The organism is Pseudoalteromonas sp. CO342X, assembly GCF_004208915.1.
GTDB classification, from domain to species: Bacteria; Pseudomonadota; Gammaproteobacteria; order Enterobacterales; family Alteromonadaceae; genus Pseudoalteromonas; species Pseudoalteromonas maricaloris.
Map to the genome: position 1 here is coordinate 110,064 of NZ_SGPH01000041.1, position 15,891 is coordinate 125,954.

8 protein-coding genes are annotated in these 15,891 nt (G+C 45.4%); all 8 read left to right on the top strand.

Annotated elements, in window-relative coordinates; genetic code table 11:
* Positions 1 to 478: 478 nt before the first annotated feature.
* The 8 genes from EXT47_RS21800 (at position 479) to EXT47_RS21835 (ending at position 14,838) form a co-directional block, all read left to right on the top strand.
* Entirely contained in the window at positions 479 to 3,007 is a 2,529-nt protein-coding gene (locus EXT47_RS21800) for a TonB-dependent receptor (protein ID WP_130127576.1), read from the top strand.
* 226 nt (positions 3,008 to 3,233) lie between these two features.
* Positions 3,234 to 5,519 carry a beta-N-acetylhexosaminidase gene (locus EXT47_RS21805; protein ID WP_130127577.1) on the top strand — a complete coding sequence of 762 codons (2,286 nt, stop codon included), beginning with the start codon at positions 3,234 to 3,236 and terminating at the stop codon, positions 5,517 to 5,519.
* Positions 5,520 to 5,854: 335 nt separating this feature from the next.
* Positions 5,855 to 8,599 carry a family 20 glycosylhydrolase gene (locus EXT47_RS21810; RefSeq protein WP_130127578.1) on the top strand — a complete coding sequence of 915 codons (2,745 nt, stop codon included), beginning with the start codon at positions 5,855 to 5,857 and terminating at the stop codon, positions 8,597 to 8,599.
* A gap of 87 nt (positions 8,600 to 8,686) precedes the next feature.
* On the top strand, positions 8,687 to 9,262 hold the full coding sequence (locus tag EXT47_RS21815) for an RNA polymerase sigma factor (protein WP_045988918.1): 576 nt from the start codon (positions 8,687 to 8,689) through the stop codon (positions 9,260 to 9,262).
* Between the two features lie 23 nt (positions 9,263 to 9,285).
* The gene (locus EXT47_RS21820) at positions 9,286 to 10,329 is read left to right on the top strand and encodes a FecR family protein (RefSeq protein WP_130127579.1); all 1,044 of its coding nucleotides are present in this window, start codon (positions 9,286 to 9,288) and stop codon (positions 10,327 to 10,329) included.
* Between the two features lie 74 nt (positions 10,330 to 10,403).
* Positions 10,404 to 13,076 (top strand): TonB-dependent receptor, encoded by a 2,673-nt coding sequence (locus EXT47_RS21825; protein WP_130127580.1) that lies wholly within the window; start codon positions 10,404 to 10,406, stop codon positions 13,074 to 13,076.
* Positions 13,077 to 13,185: 109 nt separating this feature from the next.
* The gene (locus EXT47_RS21830) at positions 13,186 to 13,701 is read left to right on the top strand and encodes a hypothetical protein (RefSeq protein WP_039496335.1); all 516 of its coding nucleotides are present in this window, start codon (positions 13,186 to 13,188) and stop codon (positions 13,699 to 13,701) included.
* 555 nt (positions 13,702 to 14,256) lie between these two features.
* Entirely contained in the window at positions 14,257 to 14,838 is a 582-nt protein-coding gene (locus tag EXT47_RS21835; RefSeq protein ID WP_130127581.1) for an NAD(P)H-dependent oxidoreductase, read from the top strand.
* Positions 14,839 to 15,891 lie beyond the last annotated feature (1,053 nt).

Consider the following 15,891-nt stretch of genomic DNA (forward strand, 5'->3'; position numbering starts at 1 on the left):
ATACTTTCATAAAAGAATTCCTTATCGTAAATTGTACAAAATTTCGGGTTAAACTCCCACTGAAATCTGCATGTTATGGAAAATCTTTTACCTTGCTTATATGCACGCGTGGGACAGCTCATCAAGGCGTTTTTCTATCCTTGTGAGTTTATCGGGTATAGTTCTATAAATTGCAATTGTCAAATGGTAGGCTTCAGTAAATTTTTAGAGTGAAGCAATAATTGTTGGCGATGTCATTTTTTATCTCTTAGTATCAAAAAGTTACTTCACTAATTTTATATTTTTAAAAATATTTAAATAGACTAAGCGCCAAACCTTAAACCAAAAAAATTTGGGTACAGAAATGTTTAATTTCGCACTAAAATTCGGTAAATCAATTTAGCTAAAAAAATATTCCTAAAACTTTCCCTTCGTTCGTTTATAGATTTACAGAGCTTCACTCACTTGCTCTGCCAACAACAAGAATGAAGGGAATACCATGAGCAATAATACATCTCGTTATAACAAACACCTTATTGCGCTTGCTATCAGTGGCGCGTTATTGGGGTCACACACAGCGATTGCACAAACAAAAGCAAAAGAGACGCAAGAAACTACAGAAAAAAAGAAACTACTCGACCTTGAGCGAATTGTCGTGACTGGCAGCGGTGGGCGCGGCCAAACTAAGTTGGAATCATCGGTCTCAGTGACCACATTAAACGCCGAGCAGTTGGCGCGAGAAGCACCGCTAGGTACGGCGGATCTACTGGAAAGTGTGCCAGGCTTTTGGGTTGAAGATTCAGGGGGTGAAACCAACAATAATGTTGCGCCTAGAGGACTACGTGGCGGTGAAGGCTTCCGTTACATTGGCGTTGAAGAAGACGGGCTACCTGTGGTGTACGACGGCGTATGGGTTGATTTTTATCAGCGTCAAGATATTACGATTGAACATATGGAAGCGGTTCGTGGGGGTACCTCAGGTCTACTGACCACCAATGGCCCTGCGGCATTAGTAAACTTTATTACCCGTAAACCGGATGACATTGAAGAAGCGACGATCCGCCTAACTGCTGCCGATTACGGCATGTATCGCGGCGAGTTCTTTTATGGCACGCCCATTAGTGACAACTGGAAAATGTCGATAGGTGGCTCTTATCGTCGTTCTGATGGCGTGAGAGACACAGAGTTTACCGCAGATCACGGCGGCCAACTTCGACTCAATTTAGTACGTGAGTTTGACAAAGGCCAACTCACGCTGTCTGCCAAACACCTCAATGACCATACCACTTTCTTTGTGCCTATTCCGCTTAGAGATCAAAGCGACCCTAAAGGCATTGCTGGTGTCGACCCACAGCATGGCACCTTGATTGGTAATGGTCAGCGCTTTTTACACTATCTACAGCCTGATGGCAGCTATAAAACACGAGACCTTAAAGATGGGCAGCATACCAAGTTTAGTACCATAGGCTATCACTTAGATTGGGAGTTAAGCGACCGTTGGCTGCTAAATACAGCTGGCCGTTACTCACAGTTTGAAAACGACATGTATATTTTGCTTAACTTCGATAACTCGACGCTCGTCAATGCCAATACCCGGCTTGGGCAGCAAGATGTGCAAAATATGCTGGACCAGTTTGCCAGTGATGGCGCCGTTGCCGCACGGTATCGATATGTCGATAGTGGTGAAATACTGACAGATGTCAGCAATTTAAACGGGAACGGCTTAGTCACCACAAGCTACCCGCTTTATTCGCGCTATGATGCCGAACAGTTTGTTAACAAGCTCAATTTTACCTATGAAGGTGATCAGCACACGCTGACCATCGGGTGGTTATTTGCCTATGTAGATGCGGATTCCTTGCCAGTTGATAAATGGGAATCGCAGTTTTTAACGGAAGTAAAAGACAATGCTCGATTACTCGATATTGTTGCAGTCAACAGCAATCAGCAAGTGGTTGGTCAATTAACCGACCACGGTTCAACAGGTTATGCTCCTGGTTGGGGACAGGCAACCGCTTTTGGTACCAGTACTTCCAACTCTTTATTTATCAATGAACAATATCAAGCAACCGATAACCTTCGTATTGACGGTGGTGTACGGATTGAGTGGTTGGAGCTAGATAGCACCGCCTCCGCAACCACATTTGCACAGCCTGTTGCGGGCGCTTTTGACAGCGCTGGTAATGACATAGATAACAATCTTGCCAACAATTACGTCGATATGCCGTCAAACAAATTCCTGTCAAAAACTCGTAGCGAAACCGAAACCGCATGGACGGTGGGATTCAATTATACCTTCTCGGATGATGTGTCAGTATTTGGTCGTTATGCCGACGCCTTTGAAATGCCAAGGTTAATGAGCTTTGGTCAGAATATTCACTCAGGGGTTGATGCTGACTTTAATGACAGCGTTAATTTAACCTTTAGCGAATTGGGTACTCGCTATGCTGGCGATTCAATTGGCGCATCACTGACCTTGTTTAGAACTAAATTTAATGACTTAGTGGAACGTAATTTTACCGGCAGCGATGGTGAGGTGGCGAATCAAACGATAGACACTGTCACCGATGGTCTTGAGTTTGAAACAGTGTGGCAGGCGCATGACAATTTACAGCTTGAGCTGACAGGCGTGTTACAAGACCCAAAAATGGAAGGATTTACCGGGGCATTTGCACATTGGGAAGGCAAGCAAGTGAAGCGCACACCTAAAGTGCAGCTTAGGTTAACGCCAACCTATTACTTTGACGATGGTGATATCTATTTAACCATTCACCACTTAGGAGAGCGTTACTCAGACGGTGAGAATAAGTTTGAGCTCCCTGCCTACACCACAATTGACATGGGCGTGAATTATCGCTTTACCGACGCGGTTGCGCTGCATGTGAAAGCGACCAATATCAGTGATGAACTTGGGTTAACCGAAGGAAATCCGCGTGCCATCAACGATGTTCAAGCAGGATACGACTATTACTATGCTCGGCCGATCTTAGGGCGCACCATCAGCGCATCGCTGACGCTGAATTTTTAGGGCCTTATCGGGTTCACCTGAGTGCGCTTAGTTCATTGTTGCTTAACTTTTTGCTCAGCCCACTATGTAGCAAGTCGAGCGTCGCGACCAAAACTCACTCAGGGGAACAAAAATTAAATAGCAAAGGTCATTAGGCCCTGTATTTCCCTTGCTAATTTGCACACTGCCCAGTGCTCATTAGTTCACTCAAGCCCGCTATAAGCGGGCTTTTCTCAGGAAGTTATTTATGAACCAGAGTGTCTTTTATACATTTTTGCAAAGCAGTTTATTGCTGTTTTCTTTGTTGCTCACACCACTTTGTGCAGCGCTACAGATCACCCCAAAACCACTGAGTGCTAGTTTTGGTAACGGTCACTTTAACCTTACCCATGACAGTAAAATTACCTTTAACCAGCAGCAAGCTCAAAGCGTTGCGCAGCAATTAGCGAACTTTTTGCGCTCGCCGACGGGCTATCAGTTGCCAGTGTCTCAGGCTGATAGCACAACTAAAAATAGTATTGCCTTTAAGATTGTCGATATACCGCTATCTCAAGAGGGATATGCGCTGAGCGTGACGCCTGAAGGGGTTGAAATACAAGCGAATACTGCGACCGGATTATTTTGGGGGATGCAGTCACTGCGACAATTACTCCCTGCTGAGATAGAGTCGCGTATGCCCATCAATCAGGCGAATTGGGCAATACCTGCGGTAGAAATAAAAGATCAGCCCCGATTCTCATACCGTGGCATGCATTTAGATGTAAGTCGGCACTTTTTCGATGTGGCGTTCGTGAAGCGTTATATCGATTGGCTGGCGATGCATAAATTCAATGTCTTTCAGTGGCACCTAACCGATGATCAAGGCTGGCGAATCGCCATTGATGCGTACCCTAAACTAACCGAGGTTGGGGCAACACGGCCTCATACCGTGGTTGGCCATACCTATGATTATCAACCATTGTTTGATAATAAAACGGTATCGGGCTTTTATACCAAGGCGCAAATTAAGGACGTGGTTGAGTACGCGCAGGCGCGACATATTGAAGTGATCCCTGAAATCGATATTCCGGGGCATAGCAGTGCGATGCTTGCCGCATATCCCGAGTTATCTTGCCACCAGCGCGCAGTAAAGGTGCAGCCGCAGTTTGGTATTTTTGAAGATGTGCTATGTCCCCGTGAAGACGTGTTTGCGTTTCTTGGTGTTGTATACAAAGAGGTTGCCGAGCTATTTCCGAGCCAATATATCCACATTGGTGGCGATGAGGTGATAAAAAAGCAGTGGTTAGAAAGCCCCGAGGTGAAAAAGTTGATGCAACAGCATCAGTTAACCACACCTGAGCAAGTGCAAAGCTATTTTATTAAACGGGTCGCTAAAATCGTCCAAAATCTTGGCAAAACGGTAATTGGTTGGGATGAAATATTAGAAGGAGGGGTGGCGGATGACGCCGTGATCATGTCTTGGCGGGGCACGGAAGGAGGCATTCAAGCTGCAAAAATGGGCCATCAGGTGATCATGAGTCCTTATCAATATATTTATTTTGATGCCTATCAATCGCGCAATCTTGACGAGCCCAAAGCCATCCACGGGCTTTCAAGTCTAAAAAACGTTTATCAATATGAGCCTCAACCCAGCCACTTAACTGCGGAGCAACAAGCCTTTATTATTGGTGCGCAAGGTGCACTTTGGACTGAATATATAAAAACACCTCGTCATGCCGAGTATATGCTGTTTCCGCGCTTGAGTGCGCTGGCCGAAACATTGTGGTCGAATAAAACACAAAAGTCGTGGTCTGATTACAGCCAATATCGTTTACCCGCGCTTTTAAAACGCTACCAGCAGATGCACCTCAATACCGCTTATAGTAGCCATAAGCCTATTATTTCAAGCGAGATTAATGGGCAGCAGCTTGTCGCCACCATTACCTCTGAAATTGCCGGCACGGCTATTTACTATACCTTAGACGGCAGCGAGCCAACGCTACAATCTCAGCAATATCAAAAGCCACTAGTGATAACTGACGAAACGCAGCTTCGCGCCCGCAGTTATGTAAGCGATTTGGGGCAATTGGTAGGCGATGCGCGTTTAACGCTTTCACCTCATTTAGCGCTTGGAAAAGAAATAACGCTTGCCTCGCTAGCCGCCGAAGGCTCTGCGATTAAGCTGCAGGATGGTCAATTTGCTTATGATCAATTTTACAGCGTTGATGATTATGCGATTTTTTACGATACCGATCTTGAGGCGGTTATTGACTTAGATGCGTCAACGCAAGTGCAGCAGGTTAAGCTGGGCTTTGACAGCGGGCGACATAGACAACTGCACCCGCCAACACATATTCAAGTGCTGGGTTCTAGTGATAAACAGCAGTGGCAAACGTTAGCTGAGGTTAATAATCCGCGTGGGCCAATGTCGGTGTTGTCGTTTGCTCCCGTAAGTGTGCGTTTTTTAAAGGTGGTAGCCATTAATAGTAAGCAATCTGACGATATTCAAATCCCCAAACTTCCCCTGTATATCGATGAAATAGCGGTATATTAATCACACCAGCCCTAATACGTAATTAACCTGAGGTTTGGATAAGGAATGAGCTAACTAATTGTTTTTAAAAATACATTAAATTATTTCCTTATCTAGCCAGAGAGTTTTAGGGATAACTAGACGAATTTACGCACCAATAGCTGGCTATTGGAAGTGAATTCAACGCAGTTAGCGCAAAAACTGGCTGCTAGAAAGGCATTAATTATCCGAAGCTCAGGTTAACAAGGGCATTATTTATGATTCCATTCCCAACTTCCTCGGCTCAAACGTTTACATAGATAGAGTGGCAGCAGTACGCGCTCTATCCGAACAATAACAATATTTTAGGAGCCAACATGTTTGCAAAAAAACAGATAATTACTGCCTCACTGTCAGGCTTAGCCTTGTTGACTGCGAGCCACTATAGCGTCGCACATCCTCACCCAGATAACTTAGCATTACGCTGGCAAGTCGTGGATCATGGCATTGGAGAGAATATCTTTCTTGGCAGTCTGACGATTACTAATAATGGTCTTGAGCCATTGGGTGAGTCTGGCTGGGCGCTTTATTTTAGCTCGGTAAGGCCGCCTGCAAGCGTACTACCAGACTCAGATCCAAATGGTCAGTATGCGCGCCAGCATATCGCCGCACAGAATCTAAGTTTAGAAAATGCCGATGACGCAAAAAGTGGTGATTACTTTGTACTTAAGCCCACAGCGGGTTTTGCCCCCATTCAACCGGGTGAATCTCGTACTATTGAAATCGTTGCACAGTATTGGCAAATGCTGAAAAACGACTCACCGTCGGGTTTTCACATTAGCTACAATAATCAAGCGCCTGAAGCTGTGCTGGTGGACGTGATGATGGACCCTAGCGATCCAAAACAAACAAAGCAAGCGGTTAACGATAATATGCCGGTGCAAACGTCCGCCATCCGATTCGCCGAAAACAGCGCGACGCACATGACATTGCCGCTGAAAAATCGTTTGGTTCCGCAGCCCCATTCAGTGGTCACACCGAATGATGAATTCTTAACTTTGATGAGCCAATTAACCAGCATTTCAGCGCCGACTTCACTGGCTAAAGAAGCCACTTTCTTACAAACTGCGCTGCGTGATATTCTGAGCGGCACATTTGCGATTAATAGCACCGTGCAAAATGGCCCGAACCTTATCAAGTTGCAGCTAGACCCAAATCTCGATACCAATCAAGACAATCAGCCGGACTTAAGTGGTTATAAGCTTGAGGTCGATGCATTCTCGGGGATCACTATTACTGGAAGTGACGCCCAAGGGGTGTTTTATGGCATTCAAACACTCCGGCAAATGATCCCTACCGCTGTGTATAAAACGGCTAAAAACTCAGCCATTTTGTCCGACAATGCCGTACTACCCGCTAGCACCATTTTGGATGCTCCACGGTTTGAATATCGAGGCATGATGCTGGATGTGTCGCGTAATTTCCAAAGCAAAGAAACGGTATTTAAGTTGTTGGACTTAATGGCATTTTACAAGTTAAACAAATTTGAAATTAACCTTGCCAACGATGAAGGTTGGCGACTAGAAATACCGGGTATTCCTGAACTCACGGAGTTTGGGGCAAAGCGAGGGTATGACCTGAGCGAAAGTACGATGCTGCATACATTTATGGGAGCTGCCAATGGTTTTGCACCAGGAGATGGGATTGAAAATAAACCCACGGATGAAACAGCGGCAAACTTAGGCACCGCACCTAGTTATCAGGGCTTTGAAATTGCTCAGCAAAACTTTCTCGGTAAAGGCTGGGGCTACTACACGGTGAATGATTTTAAAGAAATTCTTCAGTATGCCGCTGACCGTCATATTGATGTGATCATTGAATATGATTTTCCAGCCCATGCGCGCGCAGCAATCAAAGCGATGGAATATCGCTACAACAAATATAAAGATAGCGACCCAGTTGAGGCAAATCGTTTTAGATTGATTGATCCGCTCGACCAGTCGCAGTATTACACCCCACAATTTTATACCGACAACTTTGTAAACCCGGCACTTGAGAGCACCTTTACTTTCCTCAACCATGTAGTGAAAGAAACACGCGCCATTTATGATGCCGTGCCCGATGCGACATTGACTCGGCTGCATGGCGGTGGTGACGAGCTGCCACATTTAGGTCCGAATGAATGGTGGGCGCAATCTCCAGCGGTCGATCAAAACCCAGCTACAGCGGGCAAAACCGATGCAGAGCTGTTTGACTACTTCTTTTTACGCTGGAAGCAGATAGTCAATCAGCATGGTTTTGATATGGCAACTTGGGGCGATGTGTTGTCGCACAATGGTACGGGTAATGTTAGTTACGGTGAGATATTCCCCGTGTTTTGGAATAACGTGTGGGGTTGGGGCAATGAGCATCAGGCCTACAAATTTGCGAACCAAGGTCACAAAGTCGTGCTGGCCCATGCGACAAACTTGTATCTTGACCTTGCGTATAACAAACATCCTGATGAAATAGGCTATCACTGGGCAGGTTACACAGATACCAAAAAGGCGTTTGAATATCGTCCGTTTAATATTTACGCCAATGCTGAACGTGACAAGCTGGGCAATCCAGTGCCGTGGGATCCAAAATGGGTGTTACTGAGCGAAGCGGGTAAACAAAATGTTCAAGGTATTCAGGCGCAACTATTTGGCGAAAACCAAAAGTCACCAGAAATTCTTGATTATATGACTTTCCCGAAATTACTGGGTGCCGCTGAGCGTGCATGGGTGCAAGATATGCCAGCGCAAGGCGCAGCGACTACCGAGGCTTGGCACACTTTTACCAACACTTTAGGACAATACGCTCTACCACTATTGGACTATTACCAAGTGGTCGATATTAATGCTCAAATACCACAGCAGGTAGGGGTAAATTATCGTATTCCATTACCTGGAGGCGCGATTGAAGGCGGTAAGTTAATCGTCAATACCCGGTTTGTTGGCATGGCTACGGAGTATTCGGTTGACCAAGGCGCAACATGGCATCGCTATGAAGGGCCTGTGACATTGACCGCGTCATCTAAAGTACAACTCAGAACGGTGAGTGATTCGGGCAAAGTAAGCCGAGTCGCGACAGTTAATTAAGCAAATTGATTTAAGCAACGCCAGCGAACCTACTAATTTATGGGTTCGCTGCACGCTAACACAAATGGAAGAGTAGGATGCGTATTCATGCCACCGTTATTATCTTTTAAGCGTAAAGCCGTTGATACCACTACGGCAGCTGCAAACGACGACCTTGCACGTCGTCAGCAGGTAGAGGAGTTGTTTTTAAAACAACAGCAAAAGCTGATCCGTCACATTATGGGCAAAGGGTTAGACAAACGTGAGGCGGAAGACGTTGCCCAAGAGGCGTTTGTGAAATTGCTTGGACTTGAGCAGGATAATGTCAGCAACTACATCGCCGCGTACTTGTATAAAATTGCAACCAATTTGGCCATTGATAAGCTGCGGCGTAAAGCGCGTAGCCCGTTTGATGACCGTGAGCACGATAGCGATCAAATGCCACAACCTTACGCAAGTGCTAACCCTGAACAAAACCACCACAACCAAGAGCTACTTAAAGAAATGGAAAAGTCTCTCGCAAGCTTACCCGACAAATGTAGGCTGGCTTTTTTGTTGTATAAAATACGTGGTCAAAGCTATGAGGAGATAGCTTTGACCTTACAGATATCCCCAAGTATGGTAAGAAAATATGTATTACGTGCAGTTCGTCATTGCTACCAGCAGTTACAGCATGAGCTTTGATCATGAGTGTTAAGGATATAAACATGACTCCATTATCTGACGATTTAGCAATAATTGAAGAACAAGCCGCAGATTGGTTATTAGTCTTAGACGAGCAGCAGATCTCACCTCATGACAGCACTCACTATCCACAGCCGCTAAACGCTTGGTTAGCTGAAAATCCGCTTCACAGTGATGTGTTCAACAACATGTTGGAGCTTTGGACGCTTTCAGCCCAACTTGACGATGGCTATGTTACTCAGCAGCTTGCACAGCTGGATGCACAAAACGCCACGGCTGCACCTGACATCAAGCCACAGTCCAAACGCCGCGCTCAGCCTTGGTATCTTGCGATTGCCGCGACTTTGCTGTTGGTTGGTTTGGTGACTTTTATGGCACCGGAGCAGCCACTACAGCAAGCACCGGTTGCTAGTGCTAAGCCAGCACCAGTCGATACAGTGTACAGCGAGTTCTTTCAAACTAAGGTCAATGAGCACCGCACCATTACCCTTGATGACAATAGTCAGGTTGATTTAGGGGCCAATAGCCAATTGGCTGTACGCTACAGCAACACTTCAAGAGAACTGCTGTTATACCAAGGTGAGGCGCTGTTTAGCGTGAGTAAAGACAAGCAGAGACCGTTTATCGTGCGCTACCAAAACAGCCAAGTTGAGGCGCTAGGCACAGTGTTTAATGTTCGCGCCAATCCGGCTTCAATTAGAGTCGATGTGCTTGAGGGCCGTGTGGCTGTGACTCAGCAACAAGCCATTAAATTGACCCAAGGGCAAGCGGTAGAAGTCACGCAGCAAGGCGAAGTTACCCGTAGTAAAGCCCAGGGTGAAGCGTTGACCATGGCGTGGCAAAAAGGCTACTTAGTGTATCAAAACGCAGAATTAGGCAATGTGCTTAATGATGTGTCGCGATATAGCGAAATCAAAGTGAAGTTAAGCGATCAGCGCCTAGCAAAACTGACCTACAATGGCACGTTTTTAACCACTGAAATAGGCGATTGGCTCAATAGTTTAGAAAAAATTTATCCAATCACTGTGATGCAAAAAGGCGAGGAATACACCCTAATCGCAAATTAGCTAAAAGTGTCATAGCAAAGTCACAATATAAGTGGTACAAAGTTTATACAATAATAAAGACATTGATTTAAACTATGTTATTCAAGCTATTAATCCCGCTGTTAGCGTGGTTAATATGGTTTGGTGGCGTTGCATTTGCTACCACGGATCATCAATTTAACTTGCCTAAAGCGACTTTGCAGCAGCGTTTACTCGATATTGCTGCGCAAAGTGGCTGGCAGTTAAGTGCAGCCGAAATTCCAGATAACATTAGCGTTGAACAGATAACTGGCCGCTACACCCTCGAACAAGTCTTGCTTACCAGCTTTCAACAAGCTGCCTACGACTTTTCCCTAGACCCAGAGCAGCAGCGTATTTTTGTGACTCCTAAAAAACTTGAGTCTGCACAACACTTTGAGCGCATTATCGTAACGGGTGTAAGCGGCAAAAACCGTAGCATTTTAAACTCGTCTATTTCAATCACTCAGCTTGCAAGTCTACAACTTGAAAAACAAACACCGTATTCCAGTGCAGAAGCGCTTAAGAATATCACCGGCTTTTGGGTTGAAGACTCGGGTGGCGAAACTAACAATAATGTTGCGCCAAGGGGACTCAGAGGCGGCGAGGGGTTTAGATTTATCAGCCTGATGGAAGATGGGTTGCCCGTGAGCTATGACGGCATTTGGGGGGACTTTTTTTTACGTCCAGACTTAACCCATCAAGCCATTGAAGCGGTGCGTGGCGGCAGTAGCGGTATTTTTACTGTGAACGGGCCTGCGGCAATGGTGAACTATATCGGCAGGCGAGGCTCAGAAAATCCTTTTAATTTAGTGAAAGTGAGTCAGGGATTGAGTTATGACTACACTCGTTTTGATGGCGTGTTTAGCGGAGCGTTGAATGATGAATGGTTTTATACGGTAGGCGGGTTTTATCGTACTTCCGACGGTATTCGGGAGCCGGGTTATCAAAGCGACTTAGGCGGCCAAGTGAGTGCGCGCCTGAGCTGGTTAACCGATGCATTTGAGCTTGATTTTAGCTATAAACATTTAAACGATAAAACCAGCTTTTACGCGCCTTTAGTGATGCAAAACAGCGGCGAAATTCGAGAGCTGGCGAGCCTGCCTTATGACGATGGAACGCTACTGAGCGACGATCTCAGGTCTCTCACCTTCTTCACTCCGGAAGGACGCGTGCAGCGTGACTTAGAAGACGCTCAGCAAACACGCCTAAATAGCTACACTTTACTATTTAATACGCCGCTTTTTGAACACGTTAACCTGAGCAATCGTACGCGATTTTCAAGCCTAAACAATGATTTGTATACCTTAATGAATTTGGGCAACCAAACCATAGTCGACGCCACAAGCCGATTACAACACGCTGATATCACCGAATTTAAACGCCACTTTGCAAATAGCGCATTGCGCCCTCGATACTTACGTTATTCAGATAACACCTTAGTTGCCAACCCTGCAACGCTTAATGGTAATGGTCTCGTGACCGCTAGTTATCCTTTATATTCACGTTACAAGCAACAGCAGCTGGTAAATCATTTTAGTGTGGACTATCTCGACGCGCAGTGGTCACTGACCCTCGGCCATATTTACGCTCGAAGTGATTTCGACGAGTTACCACTAGATAAATGGCTTGGCGCGTTACTAACGGATGTAAAGCATCAACCAGAACGGCTGGACATCGTACTGGTTGATGGGCAAGAAAATGTGATTGCCAATTTTACCGAGCAAGGTTTTTTATCTTACGCCGGTCCCGTTTATTTAAGCGGTAGCGGCTTGTCTCAATCACATTCGCTGTATGCCAATATTGACTGGCAGCTCACTGAAAACCTTAGAGTTGATTTGGCACTTCGTGATGAACATCTGAATCTCACCAGCACGCTACTTGAAGGGGCAAAGTCGTACACATACTCATCAAAGGCCACTTATTCTCACTACCTCCCGGCTACCACTTTACGTGATTCCTTTACGCAAAATGCGCTCAGTATTGGCGCAAATTACCAAATTGGCGACGCTATGGCGATATTTGCACGTTATTCCGACGCCTTTGAAATGCCACGGCTCATTAATTACGGCAATGGCCTCGGGTGGGCTAAAAGTGAAGAAGAGCGCGTACAACAAGATTTTGGTCAACCCATTCGCTTGGCTTTAGGTGAAGTTGGACTGCGTTATCAAACCGCTGATTGGCAGTTTAGTGGCGCGTTATTTGAGACCAAATTTGATCCGCTCCCGCTCACGGTGTATCGCGGTGCGGCTACGACTCAACAAGCCGTTTCAATCAATACCCAAACTCGAGGGTTGGAGTTCGAATTTGACTATCAATATAGTCCAGCTTTGCAATTTAGAGCGATAGGTGTGTGGCAAGACGCTGGGTTTTATGGCATTCCTAAGCAATTGCCACAAAGCGAATTTAATGGCAATCAAATAACGCGAACGCCGGAGTTACAACTACGACTGACGCCGGAATACAAAGCAGGACCTATTACCGCGGCTATCACCTGGTCGTATGTTGGTAAGCGCTATTCGGATATCGCTAATCGTTTTGCCTTACCTGCCTATCAAACATGGGATTTATTTACCGAGTTGGCAATTAATGAACAGCTCAGCGCACAGCTAGAGGTTAAAAACCTCACCAATGCTTTGGGGCTAACTGAGGGCAATCCTAGGGATGATTTAAGCCACCAAGAGGCCATCTTTTACGCTAGACCCATTTTTGGTCGCACCATCAAACTTTCTTTAAGTTATCAGTTTTAAGCGACACCGCTATTATTCGAGCAATTCTATTCCTTGACTTAAAGTGAACTTGAAGTTGTATGCTCCTCTTAAGCGAATGACAGTGAACAAACGATAAGAGGTAGAGGCAATGCAAAATAGCTTAGATAAAATCGTCAATGATATAAAAGCCAACTGGAGCGGGCTAAATTCAAGCACCACAGTAACTGTACGTGAATTGTTAAGTGAACTTACTCAGTCTCCACCGCACGAGCCTTGGCTTGCGAGCATTATGCGTGAAAGACTGGCATCAAAAACACTCTACCAAGACCCTGAATATGGTTTTATGCTGCTAGTCCATGCCGAAGAAAAGGGCACGTACCGCCCGCCCCATGATCACGGCGCAGGTTGGGTATTTTATGCTGTGCAATCTGGCGAAATGGAAATGACAACTTACAAACCCATCACCACAGCAAGCGGCGAAACCCACCTCGTATCCCGAGGAACAGACACGCTCAAAGCCGGCGATTGCCGAGTGTTTCTACCCGGCGATATCCACGACACCCGCTGTTTAACAGATAACTTCGTTCAATATCGTTTAACCAGTTGTGACTTTAAAGAAGAGAAACGCTCAGGACGGATGATCCAGTATTTGAGGGAGGTGTAGTGGTTTGCCAAAACTCAAGGCGATAGTGGGTTTAATTGTCGTTGCTGATATTTAATCATGGCGTTTTGAAGGGGGGTTATGGCTGCTAAGAGTGAGGAATAGACGGTCGGCTCTGTGCCAAACTCGGATCTTCAAGGCGTGAACATGAAACTTTGTAGGGTGACGCCATCCGACAAAAATGATGAATTTACTTAGAAACAGCCCGATTTACAACGTTGAAAGTCATCGGCAGACGTTAGTGGCGTCAAAACTTAACGGTGCGGCGTACTTTCTAAATTTACCTTGTCAAGTTATGCGTTGGCTTATTAGCGAGTATCTCTTTGTTGTAGGAAAAAATAAATTACGCCCTTCACTATTAGCAATGACCTATATTTTGGCGGGCTTAGAGCTGATTTAAATGATAGTGCAGACCTAAAAATGGTGCGTTCAAGCAAAGCTTTGAAAGCTAAAAAATGCTGCGAGAGGGATAGCAAATGCGTTGGTTTTTTGTGAAGCGGAAAGTAAGTAGTAGCGTTGTCTGCCTTTTAAGCAGGCGTGAATTAAAGGAGTAGTTTCATGAAATGTTTGGTTGTAGTGGCACATCCAGTTAGAGATAGCTTGTGTCATTACTTATGTTCTCAGGTTGTTGAACACCTCGAATCAAAAGAGTACGACATAAGTATATTAGACCTGTATCAGCGTGAATTTGAGCCTGCTCTAACACACAAAGAGCGGCAGAGTTACTATAATAATTCATTCGATAGCAGTTTAGTTCAACAGGATATTGTACTTCTTACAGAAGCAGAGTCTTTGGTGTTGGTTTTTCCAACATGGTGGTTCGGTTTCCCTGCTATTTTAAAAGGTTGGTTTGACAGAGTTTGGGCTCCCGGACATGCTTATGACCACGACAAAGACTTGGGGGCGATTAAGCCACGACTGAGTAAACTAACAGAAGTTAAAGTCGTGACGACGCTAGGCTCCCCTTGGTGGGTGGACACTTTTGTACTTTGGAAGCCTGTTAAGCGTGTACTCAAAATAGCTTTGCTTGGAGCGTGTGTTCCCAAGTGTAGTTTTAAGTATTTATCTTTGTATAAAAGTGAAAATGTATCAAAACAAAAAGTGGAACAGTTTGTACAAAAGATAAAAGCAAGTTTCTGAACACACAGCTTTAACAAGGTGCTACGGAACAGCTCTAAGAGAAAACAAGTGACACCCTTCACTATAATAATTTGTGGTGGGTGTCAGCAATTTACAATCCCTAATCAAGCATCCCCTCCTTGGCTAATATCAAAGCGCATCCATGCGCTTCTCGTTCATTCTTTTTAAACGACGCGATCGAGCGAACCAAGAAAACGTCGCCCCAGCATCACACTTAATCCTCAAATCCTGAGCCGATATAGTGCAACCGTCTTGTAAGGCACGTCCTTGTGCCTGACAAGACTTAGCCGACATCCTGTCGGCACATTGCATATCGGCTTATGCTTTTCGGGTGTGATGGAGGGGAAATCGCGCTGTCTGTTAGTTCTGGTTTTATCTCCTGAAGCAGCTAAGTCGCTTACAAGCACCACAAGAATTTATCAGCGCCTTGTGTCTCCCTCATCACACCCGAAAGTAAAGTGCCAATGAGTCATTTCAACGCATGGATGCGTGAAAAGCTGTGACAGGGACAGGGATGTCCCTTACACAGCGGTGACGTTCATATTGGCGATTTGCTTGAGGAGTCAGTGTGATGTTGGGAGTGCCCTTTCTTTTGCATACTTGTTCTTTGGGCATCAAAGAAAAGTATGTCGTAGCCCATGGATGGGCGTCGAAAACCTGTCAGGAGGACATATTAGCCTTACCCTCCATGGCTAATATCAAAGCGCATCCATGCGCTTCTCGTTCATTCTTTTTAAACGACGAAAAAGAACGAACCAAGAAAACGTCGCCCCAGCATCACACTTAATCCTCAAATCCTAAGCCGATATAGTGCAACCGTCTTGTAAGGCACGTCCTTGTGCCTGACAAGACTTAGCCAACATCCTGTCGGCACATTGCATATCGGCTTATGCTTTTCGGGTGTGATGGAGGGGGAATACGTTGCTTGTAAGATCTTCTACGATTTTTATGATGAAGCTGTTTGCAAGGGTTATAAAAGCTATCAGCATAGCCTCCTAATTAACAGTCTAAATAGTTTTGTGGGAGGCGGTTCACCCGCCGAGAAGTTATGCT

Excerpts from the sequence above, each read along its gene's own strand:
- EXT47_RS21825 (WP_130127580.1), top strand. The coding sequence starts at position 10,404 with ATGTTATTCAAGCTATTAATCCCGCTGTTAGCGTGGTTAATATGGTTT.
- EXT47_RS21810 (WP_130127578.1), top strand. The coding sequence starts at position 5,855 with ATGTTTGCAAAAAAACAGATAATTACTGCCTCACTGTCAGGCTTAGCC.
- EXT47_RS21800 (WP_130127576.1), top strand. The coding sequence starts at position 479 with ATGAGCAATAATACATCTCGTTATAACAAACACCTTATTGCGCTTGCT.
- EXT47_RS21830 (WP_039496335.1), top strand. The coding sequence starts at position 13,186 with ATGCAAAATAGCTTAGATAAAATCGTCAATGATATAAAAGCCAACTGG.
- EXT47_RS21835 (WP_130127581.1), top strand. The coding sequence starts at position 14,257 with ATGAAATGTTTGGTTGTAGTGGCACATCCAGTTAGAGATAGCTTGTGT.
- EXT47_RS21815 (WP_045988918.1), top strand. The coding sequence starts at position 8,687 with ATGCCACCGTTATTATCTTTTAAGCGTAAAGCCGTTGATACCACTACG.
- EXT47_RS21805 (WP_130127577.1), top strand. The coding sequence starts at position 3,234 with ATGAACCAGAGTGTCTTTTATACATTTTTGCAAAGCAGTTTATTGCTG.
- EXT47_RS21820 (WP_130127579.1), top strand. The coding sequence starts at position 9,286 with ATGACTCCATTATCTGACGATTTAGCAATAATTGAAGAACAAGCCGCA.